This window comes from Reyranella aquatilis (genome assembly GCF_020880995.1).
In the GTDB taxonomy this organism is placed as follows: domain Bacteria; phylum Pseudomonadota; class Alphaproteobacteria; order Reyranellales; family Reyranellaceae; genus Reyranella; species Reyranella aquatilis.
The window spans coordinates 52,818-77,291 of sequence record NZ_JAJISD010000018.1; the positions used below are offsets into that span (position 1 = coordinate 52,818).

Below are 24,474 nucleotides of genomic sequence, written 5' to 3' on the forward strand. Positions count from 1 at the left end.
TAGCATCGAAATTGTTGGCTTGCCAGCGGGAGGTAAGGGCATGGCGAATATCGTTCTGGCGCATGGCGCATGGTCGGCCGCCTGGGCTTGGAAGAAAATGCGACCTTTGTTGCGCGATGCCGGCCATCAATTCTTTGCCCCGACCTACACCGGCCTCGGCGCCCGCGCCCACCTCGCCAACCCCAACATCGACCTCTCGACCCACATCGAGGATGTCGTAGCCGAGATCGAGTTCGAGGACCTGAACGACGTGGTCCTTCTGGGCCATTCCTATGGCGGTATGGTCGCGACGGGTGTCGCCGACCGCGTCGGCAGCCGTCTCGCACGCATCGTGTACATCGACGCCTTCGCCCCGCGCGACGGCCAGAGCCTGTTCGACCTCGTCGGACCGAAGGCCGAGGGCAACATGCGCAAGGGCGCCGAGAAGGATGGCGAGGGCTGGAAACTGCCGATCAACCCGATGCCGCCGGACACGGCGCCGGAGGATGTGGCCTGGGCCAGCCCGCGCCGCCGGCCGCAGCCGATCAAGACCTTCGAGCAGCGCATCAAGCTCGAGTCCAGGGAGCCGCTGCCGCCGCGCGACTACATCTATGCGACGCGCAACGGTCCGGGCGACGTGTTCCGCCAGTTCGCCGATCGCGCCCGCAGCGAAGCCGGCTGGACCTGCTACGAGCTCGACAGCAGCCACAACCCGCACATCACCTGCCCCAAGGAGTTCATGGCTCTCCTGACCAGGATCATGGCGGGCGGGAAGTGAACGACGACCTGGTCTACTCGATCCTGGGCCAACTCGGCCGTGCCAAGCGCGCGGACGACCGGCTCACGATCACCGGCGACGGCGATCCGGTCTTCCAGACGCCATGGCGCGTCGGCACGGCCGGTGCCGCGGCGCTGGGCGCCGTCGGCCTCGCCGTCTCAGACCTGTGGCGGCTCAGGACCGGCAAACCGCAGTCGGTCGCCGTCGACCTCGCCGCCGCGACCGCCTCGCTGCGCTCCAACACCTACGTCCTGCGCAACGGCGAGAGGCCGGTCTCGTGGGATCCGCTGTCCGGCCACTATCCGACGCGCGACGGGCGGCATATGTTCATCCACACCAACCATCCGCACCATCGCGCCGGCGCACTGCGCATCGCCGGCGCCGAGGGCGACACGCGCGAGGCGCTGGCCGCCGCGGTCGCCAAGTGGGACGGACTGGCGATCGAGGAGGCGATTGCCGCGGGCGGCTGCGTCGGCGGCCTGACGCGCAGCCGCGAGGAGTGGAACGCCCATCCGCATGGCGTCGCTGTCGCGAAGCTGCCGCTGATCGACATCGTGAAGATCGGCGACGCGCCGGCCGAGCAATTGCCGACGGGCGACCGCCCTCTTTCGGGCATTCGCGCCTTCGACCTCACGCGCGTGCTGGCCGGTCCCACAAGCGGCCGCGTGCTGGCGGAGAACGGCGCCGACGTGCTGCACGTCGCGGCGCCGCACCTGCCCTATCAGGCCGAGCTGCTGATGGACACCGGCCACGGCAAGCGCTGCGCCTGGATCGACCTGCGCGAACCCGCCGGCGTCGAGACGATGAAGGCGCTGCTGAAGGACGCCGACATTTTCACGCAAGGCTATCGACCCGGCACGCTGGCCGCGCGCGGCTTCTCGCCCGAGCAGGTGGCGGCGCTGCGGCCCGGCATCGTCTGCGTCAGCCTCTGCGCCTACGGCCACGAAGGCCCGTGGTCACAGCGCCGTGGCTTCGATTCGATCGTGCAGAACGTCACCGGCCTGGCCGCCACGCAGGGCTCGCTCGACAAGCCGCGCAACCTGCCGGTCCAGGCGCTCGATTACATCGCGGGCTATCTCGGCGCGCTGGGCGCGCTGGTGGCGCTGGCCCGTCGGGTCGAGCAGGGCGGCTCGTGGCAGGTTCGCGTCTCGCTGGTGCAGGTCGCGCACTGGCTGGCGAACCTCGGCACGGTCGACGCCTCGAAGGGCGCGGCCGAACTTTCCGACACGGTGCTGCTCCCTCTCCTCACAGAGAGCGTCGGCCCGCTGGGCCGCCTTCGCCACCTGAGGCCGGTGGTTCAGCTCGGCGAGACTCCGCCTTACTACGCCCGGCCCGCCGAACCGCTCGGCACCTCGCCCGCCCGGTGGGCTTAAGCCGGCGCCGGCATGACAGACATGGGGGTCGCCGGTACCGACTGGTCGAGCGCCGAGCTCGACCTGATCGTTGCCGACTACTTCGCCATGCTAAAGGAGGAACAGGCTGGCCAAACCATCCGAAAGACGGAGCATCGCCGCGCCCTGAAGGCGCAAATCCCCAGGAGCGATGGATCGATCGAGTTCAAGCACCAGAATATCTCGGCCGTCTTGACGCAACTCGGGCTCCCCCGGATCCGCGGGTATGTTCCGGCCTGGAATTTCCAGGGCGCTATCGCACTCGCCATCGGGCGATACTTGGAAGACCAACCCGATCCTGTGCCGATGGCGACCAGACCGTTGGCGGGATTCGGCGACATGCCAGCCCTCTTCGTAGGACCGCCGCCATCAAGCCCCCCGATCAACGCGAAGGCCAAGCGAGCTTTTGAACGCGTGGCGCGAAAGTTCGATCCCGCTCTCCGTGATCAGATGAATCGGGCTCTCGGAGAAGCCGGCGAGCAGTTGATTTATGAACGAGAACAAGAACTGCTCATCTCGGCCGATCGACGCGACCTGGCGAGGAAGGTGCGGTGGGTCTCGAAAGAGGACGGCGACGGCGCGGGATACGACATCCGATCCTACGACCCATCCGGTTCAGAACGATGGATCGAAGTCAAAACAACTCGCGGCGGCAGCACCACCCCGTTCTACCTGACCCGCAATGAAAACGAAGTTGCAAGAGAGCGACCAGACGCATTCAGATTGTATCGCCTGCATGACTTTTCGCGGCAGCCGGGACTCTTCACTTTGAAGCCGCCGCTCGAGGCAGTATTGCAACTCGAAGCTCTGACGTTTCAAGCGTCGCTGAAGTAGCGGAGGAGAGCATGTCCGACATCCTGAGAACGGAGGCCGAACTCGAGGCGATCTACGGGCGACCGCTCGAAACCTCGACCGTGAAGGAGGTGAACTGGATCACGCCTCACTATCGCGCGTACATCGAGGCCTCGCCCTATGCCGCGCTTGCGACGTGCGGGCCCGAAGGGCTCGACTGCTCGCCGCGCGGCGACAAGCCCGGCTTCGTGCGAATCCACGACGAGAAAACGCTGATGCTGCCGGACCGGCGCGGCAACAACCGCATCGATTCGTTGCGCAACATCGTGCGCGATCCGCGGGTGGCGCTGCTGTTCATGATCCCGGGGGTCGGCAACACGCTGCGCGTCAACGGCCGCGCGCATCTCAGCGTCGCACCGGACCTGCTGGAGTCGTTCGCCGTCGAAGAGAAGGCGCCGCGCTCGGTCACCGTCATCGAGGTCGATGCGGTCTATTTCCAGTGCGCGCGGGCGCTGGTCCGCTCCGAACTCTGGAATCCCGCGCGGCACGTCGATCCGAAATCCCTGCCGAGCGCCGGCCAGATCCTGGCCGCCCTGAGCGGCGAGCGGGTGGGTGGCGAAACCTACGATCGCGAATGGCCGGGCCGGGCAGCGGCCACGATGTGGTGATCCGGGAGCGCGAACCGGCGGACGACCCCGCGATCCGCGAGCTGAACGACCTGGCCTTCGGCGGGACCTTCGAAGGCGGGCTGGTCGAGGAATTGCGCGAGGCGTTCATCGACGCCGTCGAACTGGTCGCGATCGAAGATGGCAGGCTGGTCGGTCACATCCTGTTCAGCGCGCTGACGGTGATGGTGGACGACGACGCCGTGCCGACCCTGTCGCTGGCGCCGATGAGCGTCCATCCGGCGCGCCAGCGCTCGGGCATCGGCAGCGCGCTCGTGGAGACCGGGCTGGAGCTGGCGCGCCGTCGCGAATGGCAGGCCGTCGTGGTGCTCGGCCATCCCGAATTCTATCCGCGCTTCGGCTTCTCGGCGGACTTGGCCAGCAGCCTCGATGCGCCGTTCGAAGGCGACTCGTTCATGGCACTGGAGCTGGTGCCAGGCGCCCTCGACGGCGACGACGGCCTGGTCGTCTATCCGGCAGCGTTTGGCTTGGTCGCCTAGGCAGCGCGCGCGACGGCCGGGGCTTCCAGCGCGTCGATGAAGCGTCGGCAATAGGCTTCCGCCGTCGTCCGCAGGACCTTTTCCTTCAGCACGGCGTGCCGCTCCTGCCGTTCCGAAAGCGGCATCGTGAGAGCCACGTGCATGGCATCGGCGATGGCGTCGGGATCGAACGGATTGACGATCAGAGCCTCGGTGAGGTCCTGCGCCGCGCCGGCGAACTGCGACAGCACCAGCACACCCGGATCCTCGTCGGATTGCGCGGCCACGAACTCCTTGGCGACGAGGTTCATGCCGTCCCGCAGGGGCGTCACGACGCCGATCCGACCGAGGCGATAGAGTCCAGCCAGGGTCGATCGCGGCGCGCCGCGCGTCGAATAGCGCAGCGGCGTCCAGTCGAACTCCGAGAAGCGGCCATTGATGCGGCCGGCAAGCCGGTCGAGTTCGGTGCGCAGCTTGCGATACTCATCGACCTCCTCGCGCGAGCGCGGACAGATCTGCAGGAAGTGGATCCTGCGCTTGTGCTCGGGGTGCTTCTCGATCAGCCGGCCGAAGGCCTCGAAGCGGTGCGGCAGGCCCTTCGAGTAGTCCAGCCGATCGACCCCGATGGCGAGTGCGCGACTCGACAGGCTTTCGGCAACCCGCAGCACTTCCTTGTCGCCCTCGGCACGTGCGGCATCCTGCGCGAAGGCTTGGGCGTCGATGCCGATCGGATCGGCAAAGGCGCGCACCCGGCGGCCGGCGAGCCGGATCCATTCGCCCTCCACCGTGGCGCCCAGCATCCGCTGCGCGCAGTCGCGGAAGTCGCGCGCATGTTCCTCGGTCTGGAAGCCCACGAGGTCGTAGGCGCAGAGATCGGCCACCAGTTCGCGCGCCACCGGCATGGCCTCGATCATCGAAGGCGGAACGAAGGGAACGTGCAGGAAGAAGCCCAGCCGGCCGCCGAAACCCTGCTTGCGCAGCAGACGGGCGAAGGGAATGAGGTGGTAGTCGTGCGCCCAGACCGTGTCGTCACCCTGCAGCATAGGCGCCAGCGACGCGGCGAACGACTGGTTTACCGACAGATAGCCTTCGTAATCCTCGCGCCGGAAATGCATGAGCCCGAGACGGAAGTGCAGCAGCGGCCACAGCGCGCCATTGGCGAAGCCTACATAGAAGCCCCGATAAGCATCCGGCGTCAGGTCCACGGTCGCATAAGTCACGCCGCGCGCCTCGACGATGGCAGGCTGTGGCGAGGGATTGGCCGTCAGCCGTCCGCTCCAGCCGAACCACATCGCGCCGGGCGTCAGTAGGTCCTTCAAGGCGACCGCGAGGCCGCCGGCCGCCGTGCCGCGCGCCTTGGGGACCGGAACCCGGTTGGAGACGACTACGAGGCGTGCCACAGACCCTCCTCCCAGCTCCGGGAGAGCCGCATGGCCGACAGGATCAGGCCGACCTGGCTGTAGGTCTGCGGGAAGTTGCCCCACAGTTCGCCGGTGCGCGGATCGAGGTCCTCGGACAGAAGGCCGACATGGTTGCGGCGTGCCAGCACGTTGTTGAACAGCTCGAGCGCTTCCTCGCGGCGGCCGACGCTGGCCAGCGCGTCGATGTACCAGAAGGTGCAGAGCAGGAACGCGTTGGCCGGGGCGCCGAAATCGTCGGCCTCGACGTAGCGCATCAGGAAGCCGTTCTTCATGAGGCGCTTCGAGACCATGTCGAGCGTGGCGTGGAAGCGCGGATCGTCGGAACGCAGCAGTCCGATCTCGGGGAAGACGAGGCTCGACGCGTCGGCCATGTCGCGGTCGAGCACACCCGACAGCCAGCCCTCAGAGGTCGTGCCGCGCTGCAGGATCTCCTGGCGCAGTACGCCCGCCTTGGCCAGCCACTCGCGCGATTCGGCGTCGAAGCCCACGCGCCGCGCGATCAGGCCGAGCCGGTGTTGCGCGGCCCAGCACATCGCCGCCGAGAAGGTATGGACCTCCTCGCGCTCGCGATACTCCCACAGACCGGCATCGGGGGTCAGCGCCGCGCGGTGGGCCTCGTGCCCCACGACGCAGAGCTGGCGATACAGTTCAACATCGCCTTGGCGCGGCAGGCGCTCGTCCCAGAACATCTGGGCCGCCGTCAGGACCATCGAGCCATAGACGTCGTTCTGCCGCTGGCCGACCGCAGCGTTGCCGATGCGCACCGGCCCGTAGCCGCGATAACCCGGCAGCGTGTCGATCAGACGCTCGACCGTGTCGGTGCCCGGCGCGATCGGGAACAGCGGCGCAATGTTGTGAACCTCGCCGCGGCTGCTGCCGGCCTCGACCACATCGACGATGAAGCGCACGTAGCTCTCCATCGTGCGGGTCGCCGAAAGCCGGTTCAGGGCAGTGACGGTGAAGAAGGCGTCGCGCAGCCAGGTGAAGCGATAGTCCCAGTTGCGCACCGTGGCGGCCGCCTCGGGAACCGACGTTGTCAGCGCCGCCAGCACGGCCCCCGTGTCCTCGTAGCTGCACAGCTTCAGCGTAATCGCCGCCCGGATCACCGCGACCTGCCAGTCGAACGGGATATTGAGATCGCGAACCCAGCCTTGCCAATACAGCTCGGTCTCGCTGAGAAAGGATCGCGAGAGCTGATCGACGTTGTCGATGATGCTCTCGTCGGCGCCAACGATCAGCGTCAACGGCCGGTCGAGCGAGAACTCGGTTTCGTGAATCACGTAGTTCAGCGACGCATCGGTGGTCAGCCGCAGCACGGAGGCGTCGCCGTAATAGCGGATGTGATTGCTTCCGACGGTGACCTGGGACTTGTGCGTGCCGTAGCCGAACGTGGGCCGCAGGCGCAGCGTGATGCGCGGCCGTCCGGCGACGGGCTCGAGACGCCGCACCAGCATGGGCGGGCGGAACATGCGGCCGAAACGCCGGAAACGCGGCGCAAAATCCCAGATGCGCGCCGTTCCGCCGGCGCCCTCGATCGTCGTTTCCAGAATGGCGGTGTTCGGCACGTAGCGCTGGCGGCTCACCTTCATGCCGTCGACGACGACGTCCATGAAGCCGGCCTGCGGATCGTTGCCGCCCAGCAGCGCATTGAACACCGGGTCACCGTCGAGCCTTCCCAGGCCGTGCCAGACATGGCGGCCGTTGCGATCGATCAGACTGGCAATGGAGCAGTTGCCGACGACACCCAGATCGAGACTGCTCATGCCGAGGCTCCGGCGGCGGACCGCTCCGTGCCGACCGCCGATCCGGCCAGGCGTTCGGCATTGCGCGCCAGCCACGCGCGAACCTGCGCAGGATCGCCGTCGAAGACTTCCTGCACGCGCAGGCCCTCGCCGCCGTGGCGACGCGCCGCGCTCATGCCGGCTTCGTCTGTGAAGTCGTCGCCCACGAAGATCGGCCGCCGTCCCTTGAACGCGCCGTCCTTCATGAACCGTTCGACCGCATGTCCCTTGGAGGTGGATCGCGGGCCGATCTCGACGGCCTCCCGTGCGGGGATCAAGCGAAACCACGGGTGGTCGTCGGGCACGAGCGCGCGCACGACCCGCCAGACATCGTCATGACGGTCCGGCGCAAGGCGATAATGGATCGCGCAGCCGTGAGGTTTGGGTTCGATGAGCACGCCGGGCCATCGCTCCGTCGCGGCCACCAGGGAATCCCGCCACGCTTCCGTGACAGCGAGACCAGCCGGCATCTCCTCGACGGTACCGTCGCTGAACCGCAACGTGACGCCGTGTTCGCCGGCCGCGGCCGAGGTGAAGGGCTTGAGCAGCTGGTCGATGGTCTTCAGCGAACGTCCGCTCACGATCGCGAGGGCGCCGCCCAGAAGGGTGTGAAGGTGAGCCAGCAGTTGGGGAAGCGCCGGCGGCACGACGACAAGTTCGGGCGTCGCGGCAATCTCGAGAAGCGTGCCGTCGAGATCGAGGAAAAGAGCCGAGCCGTAGTCGAAATCCGTCGCTGCCATAGCGTCCCCTCCGCGCCTTGATGCCCTGGGGCGCGAAGAGGCTCTCGACCACTACACGCCGCGGTTCGGGGGCTGCCCGCCCGAGCGGGCGGCCACGCCGAGCGCGTAGGCGATCAACGGCGCGCGGCCGCTTCGGTTCCTCGGAAAGACCGCACGCGCGTATGTCTTTCCGCACTGCCTGCCCTATGCATGAAGCAAGATGGCTTGGGGCGGAGAGAACTCGCGATGCAACGCTCTCGCGACGGCGGCGTTGATCGACCACGAATTACAGCGAAGAGGAGAAAGACATGAGCAGCACCACCGACAAGGCCAAGGGTCTCGCCAACGAGGCCATCGGCAACGTGAAGCAGGGCATCGGCAAGGTCGTGGACAGCGACAAGCTGAAGGTCGAAGGCGCGATCCAGGAGCGCAAGGGCGAAGCCCAGCAGGCCGTCGGCAAGGCCAAGGACGCGGTGAAGAAGGCGATCGACGGCTAACGCCGGATCCGCTTCATCGGATCGAGCGGAGAACAGGGCGCCCGTCGCGAGACGGGCGTCCTTTTTCTTTGTCCGCGATTGGCATACGCTCCCCGTCGGATCCACCGACGGCGGTTCAGATGCTTCCCTCCCAACGCGACCTGTTCGACATTCCGCGCGACGTCTGCTTCCTGAACGCCGCGGCATGGAGTCCGCTGCCGCTCGCGGTGCAGGAAGCCGGCCGTGTCGGCGTCGGCCGCAAGGGCCAGCCATGGAAGCTCGATGCCGACTTCATGTCGAACCAGTACGAGCGCGCGCGCAAGGCGGCCGCAGCGCTGATCGGCGCCGATCCCGCGGACATCGCGCTGATCCCGTCGGTCGGCTACGGCGTCTCGACCGCCGGCAAGGTGATGACCCTGCCGCGCGGCAGCCGCGTGCTGGTCCTGCAGGACGACCACACCTCGCCGGTCCTCGAATGGATGAGCCGCGCCGAGCAGGGCGGCTACACGGTCGAACAGGTGAAGCAGCCGGCCGACGGCGACTGGACAGCAGCAGTGCTGGACGCCATCGCCCGCACCGACGCCGCACCGCTTTCCCTCGTCTCGATCTCGTCCGTTCACTGGTCCGACGGCGGCGCGCTCGACCTGTCGCGCATCGCCTCTGCGGTTCGCCGCGAAGGCGCGGCCTTCCTCGTCGATGCCACGCACGATGCCGGCGTCCGCCGCATCGACGTGAAGACGCTCGATCCCGACTTCCTGATCTTCCCGACCTACAAATGGGTGCTGGGCCCTTACGGCCGCGCCTTCCTGTATGTCGCAAAGCGCCACCAGAACGGAGTGCCGCTCGAACAGACGGCACCGGCCCGAAAGGGCGTGGCCGCCGAGCAGAAAATCTATTTCCGCGACCTCTCCTATGCCGGCGGCGCACGCCGCTACGACATGGGCGAGCGCGACCATTTCATCACACTGGAGATGGCCGCCGTCGGCATGGAAATGATGGCCGGCTGGGGCAACGACGCGATCGTCGGAAGACTCGGGATGCTGACCGACCGGCTGGCCGACGGCCTCGCCAACTCCGGCGTCCGCGTGCTCGACCGCAAGCTGCGCGCGCCGCACCTTCTCTGCCTGCAGTTTCCCAAGGGCATGTCCGACGACCTGCCGAAGAAGCTGGCGGCGGAACACGTCTATGCCGCACCGCGCCTGGGGCGCCTGCGCATCAGCCCGCACGTCTACAACGACGAGCAGGATGTCGACCGCTTCGTCGAGGTTTTCAGGAAAGTGGCGCTGTAGCATCGCGCCGGAAGAGGGGTTTGGTTTGCGTAACACTCGTCGCCAGTTTCTGGGCCGGTTTCTGGCCGCTTCACTCGCGTCGCCGTTGGTCGCCCGGGCCGCCTCGGCGCAGGGCAGGTACCCCGAGCGGCCGATCAAGATCATCGTGCCCTTCCCGCCCGGCGGAGGCGTCGACCTGACGGCGCGGCTGATGATGGAGCCTCTGTCGAAGGAACTCGGGCAATCGATCGTCATCGAGAACAAGGGCGGTGCGGGCGGCCTGATCGGCGTCGAGGCGATGTCGCACGCGCCGCCGGACGGCTACACGCTGTCGCTCACCGGCGCCGGCACGCTGACGGCCGGTCCTCATCTGCGCGCCAAGATGCCCTATGACCCGACCGCGCTGACGCAGATCACGCGGCTGGTCCGCATGCCCTTCATCGTGGCGGTGCGCAACGACCTGCCGGCGAAGACGCTGCCGGAGTTCATGGAACTCGCGAAGAAGCAGGAACTGCGCTGGGCGTCCGGCGGCATCGGCACCAGCCAGCATCTCGCGGGCGAGCTCTTCACCCAGATGTCCGGCCTCAAGATGATCCACGTGCCCTATCGCGGCACCGGCCCGGCGCTCAACGATCTCGCCGCCGGCATCGTCGATGCCTATTTCGGCGATCCGGCGACGCTCGGCCTGATCCGCGGCGGCAAGGCGCGCGCCATGGCCGTCACCTCGCCGGAGCGCTGGCCCGTCCTGCCCGACACGCCGGCGGTCGCCGAGGTGGTGAAGGGCTACGAGGCGGAGAACTGGTACGGGCTCGCGGCGCCTCCCGGCACGCCGCAGCCGATCGTCGAGCGGCTCAACACGGCCATCGCCAAGGTCTTCGCCGAACCCGACGTGAAGAAGAAATACGAGGAGAACGGCCTCACCCCCGCCCTTCTCTCACCGGCCGACTACGTGGCCTTCCTGAAGCGCGATTCCGTCACCTGGGGTGACGTGGTGCGCAAGGGCAACATCAAGCTCGACGAGTAGAAATGTCCTCCCGTCTGGCCGTCGACATCGGCGGCACGTTCACCGATGTCGTGCTCGAAACCGGCGCGACCTCGCACAGCATCAAGGTGCTGACCACGCCCGACGCGCCCGAACGCGCCGTGCTCGAGGGTGTCCGCTCCATCCTCGCCGAGGCGAAATGCCGGCCGCAGGACGTGACGCTCGTCGTGCACGGCACGACGCTCGCCACTAACGCATTGATCGAGCGCAAGGGGGCGCGCACGGCGCTGATCACGACGGAAGGCTTTCGCGATTCCGTCGAGATGGCCTGGGAGCATCGCTTCGAGCAGTACGACATCTACATGGAGCGGCCGCAACCGCTGGTGCCGCGCGACCTGCGGTTCGGCGTGCCCGAGCGGGTCGCCTCCGACGGCGCCGTCCTACTGGCGCTCGACGAGGCGGCGGTGCGCCGCGTCGCTGCCCAGCTGAAAGCCGAGGGGATCGAAGCGGTCGCCGTCTGCTTCCTGCACAGTTTCACCAACGAGGCGCACGAACGCCGGACGGCCGCGATCCTGGCCGAGGAACTGCCCGGCGTCGCCATCTCGCTGTCCTGCGAAGTCTGTCCCGAGATCCGCGAGTACGAGCGTACCTCGACCACCATCGCCAATGCCTACGTGCTGCCGCGCATGGCGGGCTATCTCGGCCAGCTCGAAGCCGACCTCAAGAAGGAAGGCATCGCCGGGCCGTTGCTGCTCATGATGTCGTCGGGCGGCATCACCACGGTCGATACGGCTCGACGCTATCCGGTCCGGCTGGTCGAATCCGGCCCGGCCGGCGGCGCCATCCTGGCGCGCACCGTGGCCGCCGAGAACGACGCCCGCCGCGCCGTCGCCTTCGACATGGGCGGCACCACCGCCAAGCTCACCCTGCTCGACGATCTCGAACTGCAGCGCTCGCGCCAGTTCGAGGTCGCGCGCGCCTACCGCTTCGTGCAGGGCTCCGGCCTGCCGGTGCGCATCCCCGTGATCGAGCTGGTCGAGATCGGCGCCGGCGGCGGCTCGATCGCCCGCCTCGACGCGCTGGGCCGTATCCAGGTTGGTCCCGATTCGGCCGGCAGCGTTCCCGGCCCGGCGAGCTACGGGCGTGGCGGCACCGAGCCGACGGTGACGGACGCCGACACCGCGCTGGGGCGCCTCGACCCCAGGCGCTTCGCCGGGGGCGCGATTCCCCTCCATCGCGACAAGGCGGAGGCCGCGCTGCAGTCGCTGGCCGGACCGCTCCAGACCGATGCCCAGGGCGCCGCGGCCGGTGTGGCCGAGATCGTCGACGAGACGATGGCGAGCGCCGCCCGCGTGCATGCCGTCGAGAACGGCAAGGACACGGCGGACCGCGCGCTGATCGCCTTCGGTGGCGCGGCGCCGCTTCATGCCGCGCGCCTGGCCCGCAAGCTCGGCATGAAGCAGGTGATCGTGCCGGTCGGCGCCGGCGTCGGCTCCGCCTTCGGCTTCCTGCGCGCCTCGATCGCCTATGAGGTGGTGCGTACGCGCCACATGCGGCTCGACATGTTCGACGCCAAGATGCTGAACGAGCTGTTCGCCGCGATGCGCGCCGAGGCCGAGGCCGTCGTTCGACCGGCGGCGCCCGGCGAGACGCTGGTCGAATCCCGTCAAGCCTTCATGCGCTACCGCGGACAGGGCCACGAGATTGCGGTGCCGTTGCCGAACGAACCCTTCGCCACCGATGCCGCGCGCGAACTGCGCCGCCGCTTCGAGGTGACCTACGAACAGGTGTTTGGCCGCGCCATTCCCAAGCTTGAGGTCGAGGCGCTGACCTGGACCCTGTCGCTGGCCACCGACCGGCCGCTGCCCTCGCCCGCCAAAACTGTCGCCCGGGCGGCCGCGCCGGCGCCGTCGGGGCATCGCGAGGTGCTCGATCCGGCGACCGGCCACAGGGAGCAGGCCGCGTTGTACGAACGCAACGCGCTGAAACCCGGCATGATCTTCGACGGGCCGGCGCTCATCGTTGAGGACGGCACTACCACCGTCGTTCCCAACGACTTCACCGCCCGCATCAACCAGGTGGGCCAGATCGTCCTGGAGGACCGCGCATGAGCACGTCTCCCAAATCACCGGCCAAGTCTTCCCTCGGCGACATCCGTCTGCAGGTCATGTGGAACCGCCTGCTCTCGGTCGTCGAAGAGCAGGCCCGCGCCCTGGTGCGCACCGCCTTCTCGACCAGCGCGCGCGAGGCAGGCGATATTTCGGCCGGCGTGTTCGACCTCGAAGGCCGCATGCTGGCCCAGGCCGTCACCGGCACGCCCGGTCACGTGAATTCGATGGCGCGCAGCGTCATTCACTTCATCCGCGAGTTCCCGGTCGAGACGATGAAGCCGGGCGATGCCTACGTGACCAACGATCCGTGGAAGGGCACCGGCCATCTCTACGACATCGTCGTCACCTCGCCCGCCTTCCACAATGGCAAGCTGGTGGCGCTGTTCTCCTGCACCACGCACGTGGTCGACATCGGCGGCCTCGGCCAGTCGCCCGACGGGCGGCAGGTCTTCCATGAGGGGCTGTTCCTGCCGCTGCTGCCGCTGATGCGCGAGGGCGTGATCGACGAGAGCGTGATGCGCATCGTGCGCGCCAACGTGCGCGAGCCGGTGCAGGTCGAGGGCGACATCCACGCGCTGATCGGCTGCAACGGCATCGGCGAGAAGCGGCTATCCGACATGATGGCCGAGCATGGCATCGACAATCTCGACGAACTGGGCACGCACATCATCGAGAAGAGTCGCGCCGGCATGATCGCCGCCATCTCGAAGCTGCCGCGCGGCACCTGGAAGGGCCACATGCGCATCGACGGCTACGACGCGCCGATCGACCTTCATGCCGCCGTGACGATCCATGCCGACCATATCGCCGTCGACTATGCCGGCACCTCCGGTTCGTCGATCTACGGCATCAATTCGCCGATGTGCTACACTGAGGCCTACACCGCCTTCGGCATCAAGTGCGTCGTGGCGCCGACCATCCCGAACAATGCCGGCACGCTCGACTCGATCCTGGTGACCGCGCCGGAGAACACCATCGTCAACGCGCTTTATCCGGCGGCGGTGAACGCCCGCAGCACGATCGGCCACATGCTGCCCGACGTCTGCTTCGATGCGCTGCATCAGGTCATCCCCGGCCAGGTCCCGGCCGAGGGCACGTCCAATCTCTGGAACCTGAAGCTCGGTGCCGGCCACGGCATGACAGGCACCATAGGCAATAGCCGGCCCTTCATGGTGACGACCTTCCATTCCGGCGGCACCGGCGCGCGGCCGACGCTCGACGGTCTTTCGGCGACGCCGTTTCCGTCGGGCGTGCGCAACGTGCCGGTCGAAATCACCGAGACCATCGCCCCCGTGGTGGTGTGGAAGAAGGAGTACCGTCAGGACTCGGGCGGTGCCGGTGAGCAACGCGGCGGCCTCGGCCAGGTGATGGAAGTCGAGCATCGCGAGGGCGCGCCGTTCGGCATCTTCGCCACCTTCGAGCGGGTCAAGTATCCGGCGCGCGGCCGCGATGGCGGCAAGGCCGGCGGCAACGGCCGCCTCTCGCTTGCCTCGGGACAGGAGCTGAAGGCCAAGGGGTTCCAGACCATCCCCGCCGGCGAACGCCTCGTGGTCGAGATGCCCGGTGGCGGCGGTTACGGCGATCCCGCGAAGCGCGATCCGGAGGCCGTCAAACGCGACATCAGGCTCGGCCTCGTCAGCAAGGAAGCCGCCAAGGCGGCATACGGCATCGAGGGCAATTGACTCATTGGAGCGCGCCACTCCAATGAAAGTGCCAGAGGTTTGAGCCTCTGGCGTTCATTCGTTTGGCGAGCTCGCGAGTCGTCAGAAGGTCTTGTTTGCTTCCGGCCGGTGCTTGTTGCGCAACTTGAAGTCCTGACGCTCGGCCTTACGCGGCGCGCGCACCCAGACCTCGCGGTTGGGATGGAGGCCGCCGCCGCGGGTCGCCGGCACCGCGCTGGTGCGGGCACGATGCAGCAGGCGCGTGTCGGCGGTGCCGCAATTGGGATGCAGGCCGCCATTGGCCGCGACGACCTTGTCCCAGGCCGCCTTGCGCTTGGCATAGACGGCGGGGTCGGCGAGCTGGGTGCAGTTGAGCTCGTTGATGTTGAGATCGGCCACGATCTCGTCGCCGTCCTCGACCAGCGCGATGGGGCCGCCCAGGGCCGCTTCGGGACCGACATGGCCGATCACCAGGCCGACCGAGCCGCCCGAGAAGCGCGCGTCGGTCATCAGGGCCACGACGATGTTGCGCTCGCGGCACAGCGTCGTGATGCGCGAGGTCGGATCGAGCATCTCCGGCATGCCGGGCGCGCCGCTCGGTCCCTCGTAGCGCACGATGATCATGTCGTGGTTCTGGAAGGAGTCCGGCGTCTCGTCGAGCGCCTTCAACAGGCCCTGCTCGCCCTCGAAGACGCGGGCGCGACCGCGGAACAGGTTGTTCTCGAGGCCGCCTTCGACGCCCGCGAGCTTCAGGATGGCAGAGAAGTCCGGCGACAGGTTGCCGCCCAGCATGCGCAGGCCGCCGGTCGGCTTGTAGGGCTTCTCGACCGGATAGATCACGCGGCCGTCGGCCTTCTTGGCGCCGAGCCGCGCGACCTGCTCTGCCAGCGTCTCGCCGGTGCAGGTCAGCACGTTGCCGTTCAGCAGGCCGGCGTCGAGCAGCTCGCGCACGATCACCTGCACACCGCCGACTTCGTCGATGTCGACCATCGAATACTTGCCGTAGGGCCGCGCGTCGGTCAGCACCGGCACGACATGCTGCGAGAGGTAGTTGAACTCCTCCGGCGTCATGACGTCCTTCCAGAAATCGCCGAAGCCGGCGGCGCGGGCGATTTCCGGGGCGTGCAGCACGACGTTGGTCGAGCCGCCGATCGCCATCGCCACGATCACCGCGTTGCGGATCGAATCGCGCACGACGATGTCGCGTGGCTTCAGGTCCTTGGCGATCAGGTTGGCCAGCAGATCGACCAGCTCGGCCGCGAACGGGCCGGTGCGGCGCGGATCGTCGGACGGCGGCGCCACCATGTGCAGCGGCTGCATGCCCACGACGCCGATGAAGGTCTGCATCGTGTTGTAGGTGAACATGCCGCCACAGCTGCCGATGCCGGGGCAGGCGTGGCAGGCGATGTGGTGACGGTACTCGGGATCGGGATGGCCCGCGACCTGGTAGGCGCTCACGATATCCAGCGCCTCGCCCGTCTTCGGATCCTTGCCGGGATGGATTGGACCGTCCGACATGATGATCGACGGCAGATTGTGCTCCAGCAGCGCCGACAGCGTGCCGACCGGCGGCTTGTCGCAGGCCACGACCGCGATGGTGCCGGCAAGGCCGGTGGCGCTCAAATGCTCGCACAGCGCGTCCTGGGTGACTTCGCGGCCGATCAGCGAGTAGCGCATCTCGCGCGTGCCGTTGCGGATGCCGTCCGAGGTGGCGATCGTGTACTCGGGCTGGACCAGGCGCATCTTGAGCTGGTTGGCACCCGTGCCGATGCGCGCCTTGAGCTGGGCGTGGATCGCTTCGACCTTGGACATGACGCCGAGATAGCACTGGCTGTCGCCCTTGGTGCCGACCACGCCGACCGACGGCTCGTGAATAAGATCCGGATCGGTCCCGAGCGCGCGCGCCACACCGATGGTCTGGGTCGAACGGCCCGGATGGCGATCAATGGTCACATAGGTCGGCTTCATCACAACCATCCCGTAGAGCTGACGTTGGCCCGCCGGTGGGCGAGCAGGTCCGGGCATATATCACAGGGCCGCAGGGCCATTCCCGCGATTTCTTGTCCTGCGGAATGGACGCGGAAGCCGCATCCCGGAACTCATGGACCGCGGCCCGCCGTTACGACCCCTTCATCACCGACAGAATCTTGGCCGCCAGCGTCCCGGAATGCTGCGAGATGTACTGGCTCACGACGGCGTCGACGAAAGCATGCTGGCGCGCATTGGAGGTGAGTCCCCCAGGCCGCGGTCGCAGCATAGACCATCTCGATCAGCAGTCCGCGCTCATACTTGTCCTTGAGCTTCGCGAGTTCCCCATAGTCCTGCCGTGTCATGCCGGCGGCAATTCTCGCAATGTCGAGCGCGGTGGGCTCGGACCGGTTGGCGACCCGGGCGAGGAAGTCGGCGATCATGAGGGCATATCGGCCGTCGCCACTGGCGAAGGACGCGCCCCACAGGATGTCGAGATGGGTGCCGGAGGCGATGCGCAGGCTCGTCAGCCGGTTCGGCAGGCCGGCAAACTGCGCCGCGAGCGTCGGGTCCGTCCCGGCCTGCGCCAGACGAGCCTGCAGCCCCGGCGAGGCCGTCTGTCCGGAGAGCCGCAGGGCCGCGGCAATCGTGTCGGCCAGACGGGCATCGAGTTGCGGGGGCGCGAGCCTCTCGATCCAGGCCGGCTGGCCGGCGAAGACGATGGCGAAGAACCCGGCCACCGGAGGATAGGCCATCCAGTCCTGCCGCCTCTTGCCGAAGGCCTCAAGCCAGCCCACGAGCCGCTCCGGACGCGGATCGCGGTAATAGAAGGTGATGACATCGTCGGCCTTGTTCAGGGTCGACGAATATTGCTGCGCCGCCACACCGCCGGTCATTGCCGGGAAGGCGAGGAGCAGCAACGACAGCAACCTGATCACAGTGAACGCCTTCATCGCGACACTCCCCTTTGGGTTGACAGTAAGGTTCCTGTTTCGGTCTATGATTGCACTCGAAAGAGGAACGCTCTCCCCTCCGTCACCGTCTGCCATGCAATTCGGGCGGCCGAGACTTCCAAAGCCGGACGGACAATCCCGCAACGTTGACGAGACGCCAGCGCCCGGCAGGCGCTAGTCTCTCCCCGAAGAATGAAACGAGGAAACCAAGATGTGGCAGCCCAGCGAGCGCTACCCCGATCCGGCCGTGCGCGTGCTCGATCCGTCGTTCAACCAGTACCGGCTGATGCTGGCCTCGGTCGAGCGGCTGTACACGGGCTGCCGCTGGTCCGAGGGGCCCGTCTGGTTCGGTGATGGCCGCTACCTGCTGTGGAGCGACATCCCCAACAACCGGGTGCTGCGCTGGGACGAGGAGACGGGCAACGTCTCGATCTTCCGCAAGCCCTCGAACAACGCCAACGGCCATACGCGCGACCGCCGCGGCCGCCTGATCGCCTGCGAACACGACGCCCGCCGCGTCGTGCGCTTCGAGTATGACGGCGCCATCACCGTGCTGGCAGATTCCTACAACGGCAAGCCGCTGAATTCTCCCAACGACGTGGTCGTGAAGTCCGACGGCTCGGTCTGGTTCACCGATCCGACCTTCGGCATCCTGGGCTACTACGAGGGCCACAAGGAAGAGAGCCAGAACAAGCCGGCCGTCTATCGCCTCGATCCGACGACCGGCAAGCTCACCGTGATGGCCGATGACATACCCGGCCCCAACGGCCTCGCCTTCTCGCCCGACGAGAAGAAGCTCTATGTCGTGGCCTCGCGCGCCGAGCCGCATCGCACGATCCTGTCCTACGATGTGTCCGCGGACGGCACGTCGCTGGGCAAGGGCTCGGTGCTGATCGATGCCGGCCCGGGGGGCTCGCCCGACGGCTTCCGCGTCGACGTCGATGGCAACCTGTGGTGCGGCTGGGGCATGGGCTCGGCCGATCTCGACGGCGTGCGGGTGTTCAATGCCTCGGGTAAGCCGATCGGCCACATCGACCTGCCCGAGCGCTGCGCCAACGTCTGCTTCGGCGGCCGCCATCGCAACCGCCTGTTCATGGCCGCCAGCCACTCGCTCTACGCCCTCTACGTCAACACGCAGGGCGCGGTCGGCGGCTGATCATGTCCGGAGTCGAGTCGAGCTACGCCTGGTGGCGCCTTGCCGCCAGCGTGACCCTGAGCACGGTCGGCGGCATCGGCATGTGGTGCTTGGTCGTCGCGCTGCCGTCGATCCAGCAGGATCTGGGCATCACGCGCGCCGACATCTCCTTCGCCTACACGATGAACACGCTGGGCTTCTTCGCCGGCGGCGTCACCTGGGGCAAGCTGGTCGACAGGCGCGGCATCGTGCTGACCGCGGTGCTGAGCGCCACCGGCCTCGCCATCGGCTTCGCGACGGCGCCGTTCACGCCCTCCTTGCCGCTGTTCGCGACCGTCCAGGTGCTGATCGGCTTCAGCGCCGCGGCGACCTTCGCGCCGCTGGTCGCCGACATCTCGCACTGGTTCGACAGGCGCCGCGGCATCGCCGTCGCCATCGCCGCTTCCGGCAACTATCTCGCCGGCGCGATCTGGCCCTCGATCATCCAGTTCATGATCGCGGACCACGGATGGCGCGTGACCTACTGGGCCGCGGGCGCGCTGTGCTTCGTGGCGATGATTCCGCTGGCGCTCACCCTGCGCCGCAAGCCGCCGCAGCAGCAAACGACGGCCGCCGGCACGATCGTCGGCGGCGCCATCCATTCGCCGCGCTCGCTCGGCCTGTCGCCCAACGGGCTGCAGGCCGTGCTGGTGGTGGCCGGCATCGGCTGCTGCGTCGCCATGTCGATGCCGCAGGTGCATATCGTGGCCTACTGCGCGGACCTCGGCTACGGCGTGGCGCGCGGCGCGGAGATGCTGTCGCTGATGCTGGGCTTCGGCATCGTGAGCCGCATCGCCTCGGGCTGGATCGCCGACCGGGTCGGCGGCGTAAAGACGCTGCTGCTGGGCTCGACGCTGCAATGCGTGGCGCTGGTCTTCTATCTGGTCGACGATTCGGTCAACTCGCTTTACCTGGCCTCGGCCCTGTTCGGCCTGTTCCAGGGCGGCATCGTGCCGTCCTATGCCATCATCGTGCGCGAGTATTTCCCGCCAAAGGAAGCCGGCTTCCGCGTCGGCCTGGCCATCTCCTCGACGCTGGTCGGCATGGCGCTGGGCGGCTGGATGGGCGGCGTGCTGTTCGACATGACCGGCTCCTACCGCGCGGCCTTCCTAAACGGCATCGCCTGGAACCTGCTGAACGGCGCGGTCGCCTGGTGGCTGCTGTTCCGCCAGAACCGCCGCAACGTGTTCGCCGGGGGCTAGAGACGCATCGCGGCCAGGAGCGTCTCGCCGGTGTAGGGCTTGCGCACGCGCGGCACGCCCAGCAGCTTCGGCGGGAAGGCGATGTCCTCGCCGTAACCGGTGGTGAAGACGAAGCGGATGCCCAGCGCCGCCAGGTGCTCGGCGATGACGAAGCTGGTCTCGCGGCCGAGGTTTATGTCGAGCAGCGCGAACTCGGGCGCGCGCGTTGAGATGGCCTGCATCGCCTGGGCGACGCTCGACGCCACCCGCACCGATTCGATGCCCGCGCGCATCAGCGCGCTTTCGGCATCGAGCGCGATGATCATGTTGTCCTCAACGATCAGCACGTCCCGGGGCAACGCGGCGGCCTGCACCTCGGACACGACCTCTTCGGCAGGCTCGCCCACCGACCCGGGCGCGGGCCGGACATGGATGGCCGGGATCATGAACGTCGCCCGGACGCCCTTCGTCTCGTAGTCCAGGGTCGCCTCGCCTTTGAGGTCGTAGGGAATGGATCGCTCGATCACCGTCGAGCCGAAGCCACGGCGCGTCGGTGCTTTCACGGCCGGACCACCATGCTCGGTCCAGGTGATGTGCAGGTTCCTCTGCCCATCGCAGTGGGTTCCGATATCGATATGGCCGTGACTGTCGCTCAGCGCGCCATACTTGGCGGAATTCGTCATCAACTCGTGGATGACCAGCGCGAGGGTCGTGAAGCCCTGCGGCTCCAGCAGCACCTCCGGACCCGACAGCCGCACGCGCGTGGCCTTGCCACCGAGATAGGCGCCGGCTTCCGCCCCGACGAGGCCGCGGAACGAAGCCGGGCCCCAATTATCCGCCGTGATCTGGTCATGCGCACGCGCCAGTGCCTGGATGCGCCCGCCCACCACTTCGGTGAAGGCCTCGACGGTCAGCGACGGGTCGCGACTCTGCGAGATCACGCCCCGGATCAGCCCCAGGATGTTGCGGACCCGGTGATTGAGCTCTGCGATCAGCAGCTCCTGCCGCTCCTGCGCCCGCTTGCGCTCTACCTCGGTAATGGCCGACAGCCGCAGGATCACCTCGAGCAGGCTGACGCGCAGGCTTTCGGCGATGCGGACGTCGACCGGACGCCACGGAATCGACTGCCCCCTCACCGTCTCGCACCAGAGTTCGAAGCTCTTGCGCGGGGTAAGTCGCGAGCCCAGCGGACCGACGCTGACCTGCTTGCTCGGATCTCCCGCCCAGTTGACGGAGCGCGCGACCTCCTTGCGGAAGAAGACGAGGAAGTCGCGCGCCGGTCTCGACAGAGGAACCACCAGCATGCCGGCGGCCCGGTCGGCGAATTCCCCGGCCGGCGGATACTCGGCTGCAATCTCGTGCGCCGCCAGCACCTCACCGAGATTGCGGCGCGTCAGATGCTCGATCAGGCCCGCGAACTGCTCCCGCGTTGGCGCCATGCCCTGTAGCGTTCCATGTCCGCCGGTCCACACGCCGATGCCATCGCAGGACAACAACTCGGCGATCTCGTCGAGATGCGAGACGATGCTGTCGAAGCGGGTCGCTTCCGACGCCATGACCGTGACGAGCTGGTTGTGCAGTTTGCGCGCACGCGCCTCGTAGAGCGATTCGGCGTCGCGTTCGCGACTTTCCATCAGCAGCGAGAACATCTGCCCGAACAATTCGGCCGCCGTGCGCCGCTCGAACGGCACGTTGTGCGGCGCGTAGTGATGGCAGGCGAAGAGACCCCACAGCTTGCCGTCGCGCAGGATCGACACCGACATCGACGCGCCCACGCCCATGTTCTGCAGGTATTCAATATGGATCGGCGAGACGCTGCGCAGCACGCTCATCGACAGGTCGAGCGGCCGGCCATCGATGAGGCCGGGCTCCACGGCGGCGGGCCTGGCCGAAATGTCGGGAATGATGCGCAGCCAGTTGCGCTCGTAGAGGATGCGCGCCTGCCGGGGAATGTCGGAAGCCGGATAGTGCAGGCCGAGATAGGATTCGAGGCCGCCGCGCGCCGATTCGGCGATCACTTCGCCCGATCCGTCATGGTCGAAGCGATAGACCATCACGCGATCGAAACCGGTGAGACCGCGCATCTCGCGGGCGGCGACGCGATAGAAGGTGCGGAGCTCCGCCGCCTGTTGCAGGCGGGAGATCATGGCGCGAACGAGGGCGCCCGAGTTCACGCCCTGCTCGTGCAGGCAGGGCTCGCATTCGATGACGATGGAACCCTCGACGACATGCACGGCGACGTCGAAGCCCGGCCCGTCGTTCAGCAGCGGCACGGCGAAGGAACGCGCCGCTGCGTTGCTGAAGACCGCGGTCTGGAGCAATCCGCGGATCAAGTGGATCGCATCGTGCGAGAGCACATCCTCGATCGGCCGGCCGATCAACTCCAACGGCCCCGCGCCCAGCCACTCCACGGCGTTGCGCGACAGGCGCGTGATCGTCCACTGCACACTATCGACGGCCAGCAGGAAACCGAACGGCTGCACCGCGCCCAGCAGATGGATCGGCTCCCGATCGCAATTTTCGAGATCGACCGGCGTCGCGCGACTCACTTCAGACATGCGCCGGGTCCCGGACGAACAGACCGAACGCCTCGCGTGCGCCGAGCAAGGTCCTCTGCGGTGACCCCTTCACCGCAGCGGATGATTCCAGGCGCTGCAGAAAACCTCTCCAGAAATCGCTCTCCGCACCGTGGCCGAGATAGTGCGTCGCCGCGCGGACCTGTGGGTCATCGCTCTCCGCCGCGCGCCTCACCAGCAGCTTCCCGCCCAGCCGCGATCCTTCGAGGACATAGAGGCGGCCGAACAGCCGCGCCTCGTCGGTCGTCACGCTCACGTCCAGGACAGGCGGCACGGCGACACCAAGTATGCAGAGGTCCTGCCTCAGCGCGTCCGCACGACGGCGCTCCGTCCAATCCGGCAGGAGACGCTCCACCCCTCCCCGTTCGAGAGCCCGTTCGAGCGGAAGCACGGCGCGTGAGAGCGCCACGAGGAATGCTTCATAGGCACTCCTGTCTGTAGCGAAGGGACCGGTAAAGCGCGCGTCTACTTCCGCATGGAGGGTTGCCGTCGCTGAACGCAGCATCTGGCGGGCGGAGGATCGTCCGGGCGCAGCCGAGATCGTGTCGAGCCGCATCTGTTCCATATTACGCAAAAGCGGGCCCGATGTTCGAGCGCGTGCCCCCAATATATTTGAGGAACCGGCCTGCGGTTGAAACGTTTCAGAGCCCCTCCGCGGCTAGCCGCTGCGCCCACGCCTCTGTAGAACCTCTGGAGAAGCTCCCGTCTCACCTCCAGCCACGGATACGCCATGCGCATCGTCGCCATCCGCGACATCGTCTCGCCCATTCGCTCCAACATCGCCAACGCGTACATCGACTTCAGCCAGATGACCGCCTCGGTCGTGGCCGTGGTCACCGACGCCATGGTCGACGGCAAGCCAGTGGTCGGGTTTGGCTTCAACTCGAACGGCCGCTACGCGCAGCACGGGCTCCTGGGCGAACGCTTCATCCCGCGGCTCAGCCAGGCCAAGCCCGACTCGCTGCTCGACGGCGAGGGCCTGATCGACCCGGCGAGATGCTGGGCCGCCATGATGGCCAACGAGAAGCCGGGCGGCCACGGCGAGCGCTCGGTGGCGGTCGGCGTGCTCGACATGGCGATCTGGGACGCCGTCGCCAAGGCCAAGAGGGTGCCGCTGTGGAAGCTTCTGGCCGACCGCTACAATGGTGGCCAGGCCGACGAGAAGGCCTGGGTCTATGCCGCCGGCGGCTACTACTACCCAGGCAAGGGACTGGCGGGGCTGCAGGACGAGATGAAGCACTATCTCGGCCTGGGTTACTCCTGCGTGAAGATGAAGGTCGGTGGCGTGCCGCTGGCCGAGGACCTGAAGCGCATCGAGGCCGTGCTGGAGATCGTGGGCGCCGGTGAGCGCCTTGCGGTCGACGTCAACGGCAAGTTCGACCTCACCACGGCGATCGAGTTCGGCCGCGCGATCAGGGACTTCGGCCTGCGCTGGTACGAGGAGCCGCTGGATCCGCTCGACTATCTGGCGCATGCGGCGCTGGCGACGGAGTACGCCCCGCCGCTCGCCACCGGCGAGAACCTGTTCTCGATGCAGGACGCACGTAACCTCATCCGCCACGGCGGCCTGCGTCCTGATCGCGACATCCTGCAGTACGATCCTGCCCTCTCCTACGGACTGGTCGAGTATCTGCGCACGATCGAGATGCTGAAGGCGCACGGCTGGTCGCCGCGCCGCTGCGTGCCGCACGGTGGCCACCAGTTCGCGCTGAACATCGCCGTCGGCCTGCAATGCGGCGGCAACGAATCCTATCCGCAGGTGTTCGCGCCGTTCGGCGGCTTCGCCGACGATTGCGCGGTGGTCGACGGCCGCGTCTCGCTGCCAGACGCGCCGGGCATCGGCTTCGAGCGCAAGGCCGACCTGTGGGCGGTGATGAAGGAGATCGCTTAGGGTCTTATCGACGAAAGAAAAATCGCCGACTCACCAACAACGACCTTACCCTGAGGAGCGCTCCGCAGGAGCGCGTCTCGAAGGGTGGGCACGCGCACCTCGTCTGTTGCCCATCCTTCGAGACGGCGCTTCGCGCCTCCTTGTATCAAGAGACGGCCGCGTCGGCGTAGAGTTGCGGGCGCGGTCTCGGTGGAGAGCCCGGAGTCTCCTGGGGCCTACAAGCCCGTT

20 protein-coding genes are annotated in these 24,474 nt (G+C 67.5%); 13 read left to right on the forward strand and 7 right to left on the reverse strand.

Annotated features, from left to right (window positions below; all coding sequences use genetic code 11):
• The first annotated feature begins 40 nt into the window (after positions 1–40).
• Genes LJ725_RS27760 through LJ725_RS27780 form a run of 5 tightly spaced genes read left to right on the forward strand, consistent with a single transcriptional unit; the run spans position 41 to position 4,105 of the window.
• Entirely contained in the window at positions 41–757 is a 717-nt protein-coding gene (locus LJ725_RS27760; RefSeq protein WP_230554214.1) for an alpha/beta hydrolase, read from the forward strand.
• Positions 754–2,130, forward strand: a complete 1,377-nt coding sequence (locus tag LJ725_RS27765; protein ID WP_230554215.1) for a CoA transferase — start codon at positions 754–756, stop codon at positions 2,128–2,130. Before LJ725_RS27760 ends, LJ725_RS27765 begins: the two co-directional genes overlap by 4 nt.
• Positions 2,131–2,142: 12 nt before the next feature.
• Entirely contained in the window at positions 2,143–2,982 is an 840-nt protein-coding gene (locus tag LJ725_RS27770) for a DUF3883 domain-containing protein (RefSeq protein WP_230554216.1), read from the forward strand.
• Positions 2,983–2,993: 11 nt separating this feature from the next.
• Positions 2,994–3,608, forward strand: coding sequence for a pyridoxamine 5'-phosphate oxidase family protein (locus tag LJ725_RS27775; RefSeq protein ID WP_230554217.1), 615 nt, complete (start codon positions 2,994–2,996; stop codon positions 3,606–3,608).
• The gene (locus LJ725_RS27780) at positions 3,575–4,105 is read left to right on the forward strand and encodes a GNAT family N-acetyltransferase (RefSeq protein ID WP_230554218.1); all 531 of its coding nucleotides are present in this window, start codon (positions 3,575–3,577) and stop codon (positions 4,103–4,105) included. Before LJ725_RS27775 ends, LJ725_RS27780 begins: the two co-directional genes overlap by 34 nt.
• Here the strand turns inward: LJ725_RS27780 and LJ725_RS27785 are convergent.
• From LJ725_RS27785 to otsB, 3 genes are read right to left on the reverse strand one after another with little or no spacing between them, the layout of a single operon-like run.
• A complete protein-coding gene (locus tag LJ725_RS27785; RefSeq protein ID WP_230554219.1) occupies positions 4,102–5,484 on the reverse strand; it encodes an alpha,alpha-trehalose-phosphate synthase (UDP-forming) in 1,383 nt (460 codons plus the stop codon). The two genes, LJ725_RS27780 and LJ725_RS27785, sit on opposite strands and share 4 nt — an antisense overlap.
• A complete protein-coding gene (locus tag LJ725_RS27790; protein WP_230554220.1) occupies positions 5,469–7,268 on the reverse strand; it encodes a glycoside hydrolase family 15 protein in 1,800 nt (599 codons plus the stop codon). Before LJ725_RS27790 ends, LJ725_RS27785 begins: the two co-directional genes overlap by 16 nt.
• Positions 7,265–8,026, reverse strand: a complete 762-nt coding sequence (gene otsB / locus LJ725_RS27795) for a trehalose-phosphatase (protein ID WP_230554221.1) — start codon at positions 8,024–8,026, stop codon at positions 7,265–7,267. The genes LJ725_RS27790 and otsB overlap by 4 nt, the downstream gene beginning before the upstream one ends.
• Before the next feature lie 287 nt (positions 8,027–8,313).
• Between otsB and LJ725_RS27800 the strand changes: the two genes are divergently transcribed.
• The 5 genes from LJ725_RS27800 (at position 8,314) to LJ725_RS27820 (ending at position 14,524) form a co-directional block, all read left to right on the forward strand.
• Positions 8,314–8,502 carry a CsbD family protein gene (locus LJ725_RS27800; RefSeq protein ID WP_230554222.1) on the forward strand — a complete coding sequence of 63 codons (189 nt, stop codon included), beginning with the start codon at positions 8,314–8,316 and terminating at the stop codon, positions 8,500–8,502.
• 119 nt (positions 8,503–8,621) lie between these two features.
• Positions 8,622–9,770, forward strand: a complete 1,149-nt coding sequence (locus LJ725_RS27805; RefSeq protein ID WP_230554223.1) for an aminotransferase class V-fold PLP-dependent enzyme — start codon at positions 8,622–8,624, stop codon at positions 9,768–9,770.
• A gap of 25 nt (positions 9,771–9,795) precedes the next feature.
• On the forward strand, positions 9,796–10,773 hold the full coding sequence (locus tag LJ725_RS27810; protein WP_230554224.1) for a Bug family tripartite tricarboxylate transporter substrate binding protein: 978 nt from the start codon (positions 9,796–9,798) through the stop codon (positions 10,771–10,773).
• A gap of 2 nt (positions 10,774–10,775) precedes the next feature.
• The gene (locus LJ725_RS27815) at positions 10,776–12,842 is read left to right on the forward strand and encodes a hydantoinase/oxoprolinase family protein (RefSeq protein ID WP_230554225.1); all 2,067 of its coding nucleotides are present in this window, start codon (positions 10,776–10,778) and stop codon (positions 12,840–12,842) included.
• Positions 12,839–14,524, forward strand: coding sequence for a hydantoinase B/oxoprolinase family protein (locus LJ725_RS27820; protein WP_230554226.1), 1,686 nt, complete (start codon positions 12,839–12,841; stop codon positions 14,522–14,524). The genes LJ725_RS27815 and LJ725_RS27820 overlap by 4 nt, the downstream gene beginning before the upstream one ends.
• Positions 14,525–14,605: 81 nt before the next feature.
• On the opposite strand, the gene LJ725_RS27825 is transcribed toward LJ725_RS27820, so the two are convergent.
• Together LJ725_RS27825 and LJ725_RS27830 are read right to left on the reverse strand one after the other, a co-directional pair.
• On the reverse strand, positions 14,606–16,471 hold the full coding sequence (locus tag LJ725_RS27825) for a dihydroxy-acid dehydratase domain-containing protein (RefSeq protein WP_230554227.1): 1,866 nt from the start codon (positions 16,469–16,471) through the stop codon (positions 14,606–14,608).
• Between the two features lie 131 nt (positions 16,472–16,602).
• Positions 16,603–17,424: a hypothetical protein gene (locus LJ725_RS27830; protein ID WP_230554228.1), complete on the reverse strand. Its 822-nt coding sequence runs from the start codon at positions 17,422–17,424 to the stop codon at positions 16,603–16,605.
• A 211-nt stretch (positions 17,425–17,635) separates the two neighbouring features.
• Here LJ725_RS27830 and LJ725_RS27835 point away from each other — a divergent pair, with 211 nt between their 5' ends.
• Together LJ725_RS27835 and LJ725_RS27840 are read left to right on the forward strand one after the other, a co-directional pair.
• Positions 17,636–18,580 carry an SMP-30/gluconolactonase/LRE family protein gene (locus tag LJ725_RS27835; RefSeq protein ID WP_230554229.1) on the forward strand — a complete coding sequence of 315 codons (945 nt, stop codon included), beginning with the start codon at positions 17,636–17,638 and terminating at the stop codon, positions 18,578–18,580.
• A gap of 2 nt (positions 18,581–18,582) precedes the next feature.
• Positions 18,583–19,800, forward strand: coding sequence for an MFS transporter (locus tag LJ725_RS27840; RefSeq protein ID WP_230554230.1), 1,218 nt, complete (start codon positions 18,583–18,585; stop codon positions 19,798–19,800).
• Here LJ725_RS27840 and LJ725_RS27845 read toward each other — a convergent pair.
• Both LJ725_RS27845 and LJ725_RS27850 read right to left on the reverse strand, forming a co-directional pair.
• On the reverse strand, positions 19,797–22,337 hold the full coding sequence (locus LJ725_RS27845; RefSeq protein ID WP_230554231.1) for an HWE histidine kinase domain-containing protein: 2,541 nt from the start codon (positions 22,335–22,337) through the stop codon (positions 19,797–19,799). The genes LJ725_RS27840 and LJ725_RS27845 overlap by 4 nt on opposite strands.
• On the reverse strand, positions 22,330–22,911 hold the full coding sequence (locus LJ725_RS27850; RefSeq protein WP_230554232.1) for a biliverdin-producing heme oxygenase: 582 nt from the start codon (positions 22,909–22,911) through the stop codon (positions 22,330–22,332). Before LJ725_RS27850 ends, LJ725_RS27845 begins: the two co-directional genes overlap by 8 nt.
• 174 nt (positions 22,912–23,085) lie before the next feature.
• On the opposite strand from LJ725_RS27850, the gene LJ725_RS27855 reads away from it, so the two are divergent.
• Positions 23,086–24,246, forward strand: coding sequence for a mandelate racemase/muconate lactonizing enzyme family protein (locus LJ725_RS27855; RefSeq protein ID WP_230554233.1), 1,161 nt, complete (start codon positions 23,086–23,088; stop codon positions 24,244–24,246).
• The last annotated feature ends 228 nt before the right edge of the window (positions 24,247–24,474 follow it).

Coding starts and splice junctions, on each gene's coding strand:
- LJ725_RS27835 (WP_230554229.1), top strand. CDS start 17,636: ATGTGGCAGCCCAGCGAGCGCTACCCCGATCCGGCCGTGCGCGTGCTC.
- otsB (WP_230554221.1), bottom strand. CDS start 8,026: ATGGCAGCGACGGATTTCGACTACGGCTCGGCTCTTTTCCTCGATCTC.
- LJ725_RS27815 (WP_230554225.1), top strand. CDS start 10,776: ATGTCCTCCCGTCTGGCCGTCGACATCGGCGGCACGTTCACCGATGTC.
- LJ725_RS27855 (WP_230554233.1), top strand. CDS start 23,086: ATGCGCATCGTCGCCATCCGCGACATCGTCTCGCCCATTCGCTCCAAC.
- LJ725_RS27775 (WP_230554217.1), top strand. CDS start 2,994: ATGTCCGACATCCTGAGAACGGAGGCCGAACTCGAGGCGATCTACGGG.
- LJ725_RS27830 (WP_230554228.1), bottom strand. CDS start 17,424: ATGAAGGCGTTCACTGTGATCAGGTTGCTGTCGTTGCTGCTCCTCGCC.
- LJ725_RS27840 (WP_230554230.1), top strand. CDS start 18,583: ATGTCCGGAGTCGAGTCGAGCTACGCCTGGTGGCGCCTTGCCGCCAGC.
- LJ725_RS27760 (WP_230554214.1), top strand. CDS start 41: ATGGCGAATATCGTTCTGGCGCATGGCGCATGGTCGGCCGCCTGGGCT.
- LJ725_RS27780 (WP_230554218.1), top strand. CDS start 3,575: ATGGCCGGGCCGGGCAGCGGCCACGATGTGGTGATCCGGGAGCGCGAA.
- LJ725_RS27805 (WP_230554223.1), top strand. CDS start 8,622: ATGCTTCCCTCCCAACGCGACCTGTTCGACATTCCGCGCGACGTCTGC.
- LJ725_RS27770 (WP_230554216.1), top strand. CDS start 2,143: ATGACAGACATGGGGGTCGCCGGTACCGACTGGTCGAGCGCCGAGCTC.
- LJ725_RS27800 (WP_230554222.1), top strand. CDS start 8,314: ATGAGCAGCACCACCGACAAGGCCAAGGGTCTCGCCAACGAGGCCATC.
- LJ725_RS27825 (WP_230554227.1), bottom strand. CDS start 16,471: ATGAAGCCGACCTATGTGACCATTGATCGCCATCCGGGCCGTTCGACC.
- LJ725_RS27850 (WP_230554232.1), bottom strand. CDS start 22,911: ATGCGGCTCGACACGATCTCGGCTGCGCCCGGACGATCCTCCGCCCGC.
- LJ725_RS27790 (WP_230554220.1), bottom strand. CDS start 7,268: ATGAGCAGTCTCGATCTGGGTGTCGTCGGCAACTGCTCCATTGCCAGT.
- LJ725_RS27845 (WP_230554231.1), bottom strand. CDS start 22,337: ATGTCTGAAGTGAGTCGCGCGACGCCGGTCGATCTCGAAAATTGCGAT.
- LJ725_RS27820 (WP_230554226.1), top strand. CDS start 12,839: ATGAGCACGTCTCCCAAATCACCGGCCAAGTCTTCCCTCGGCGACATC.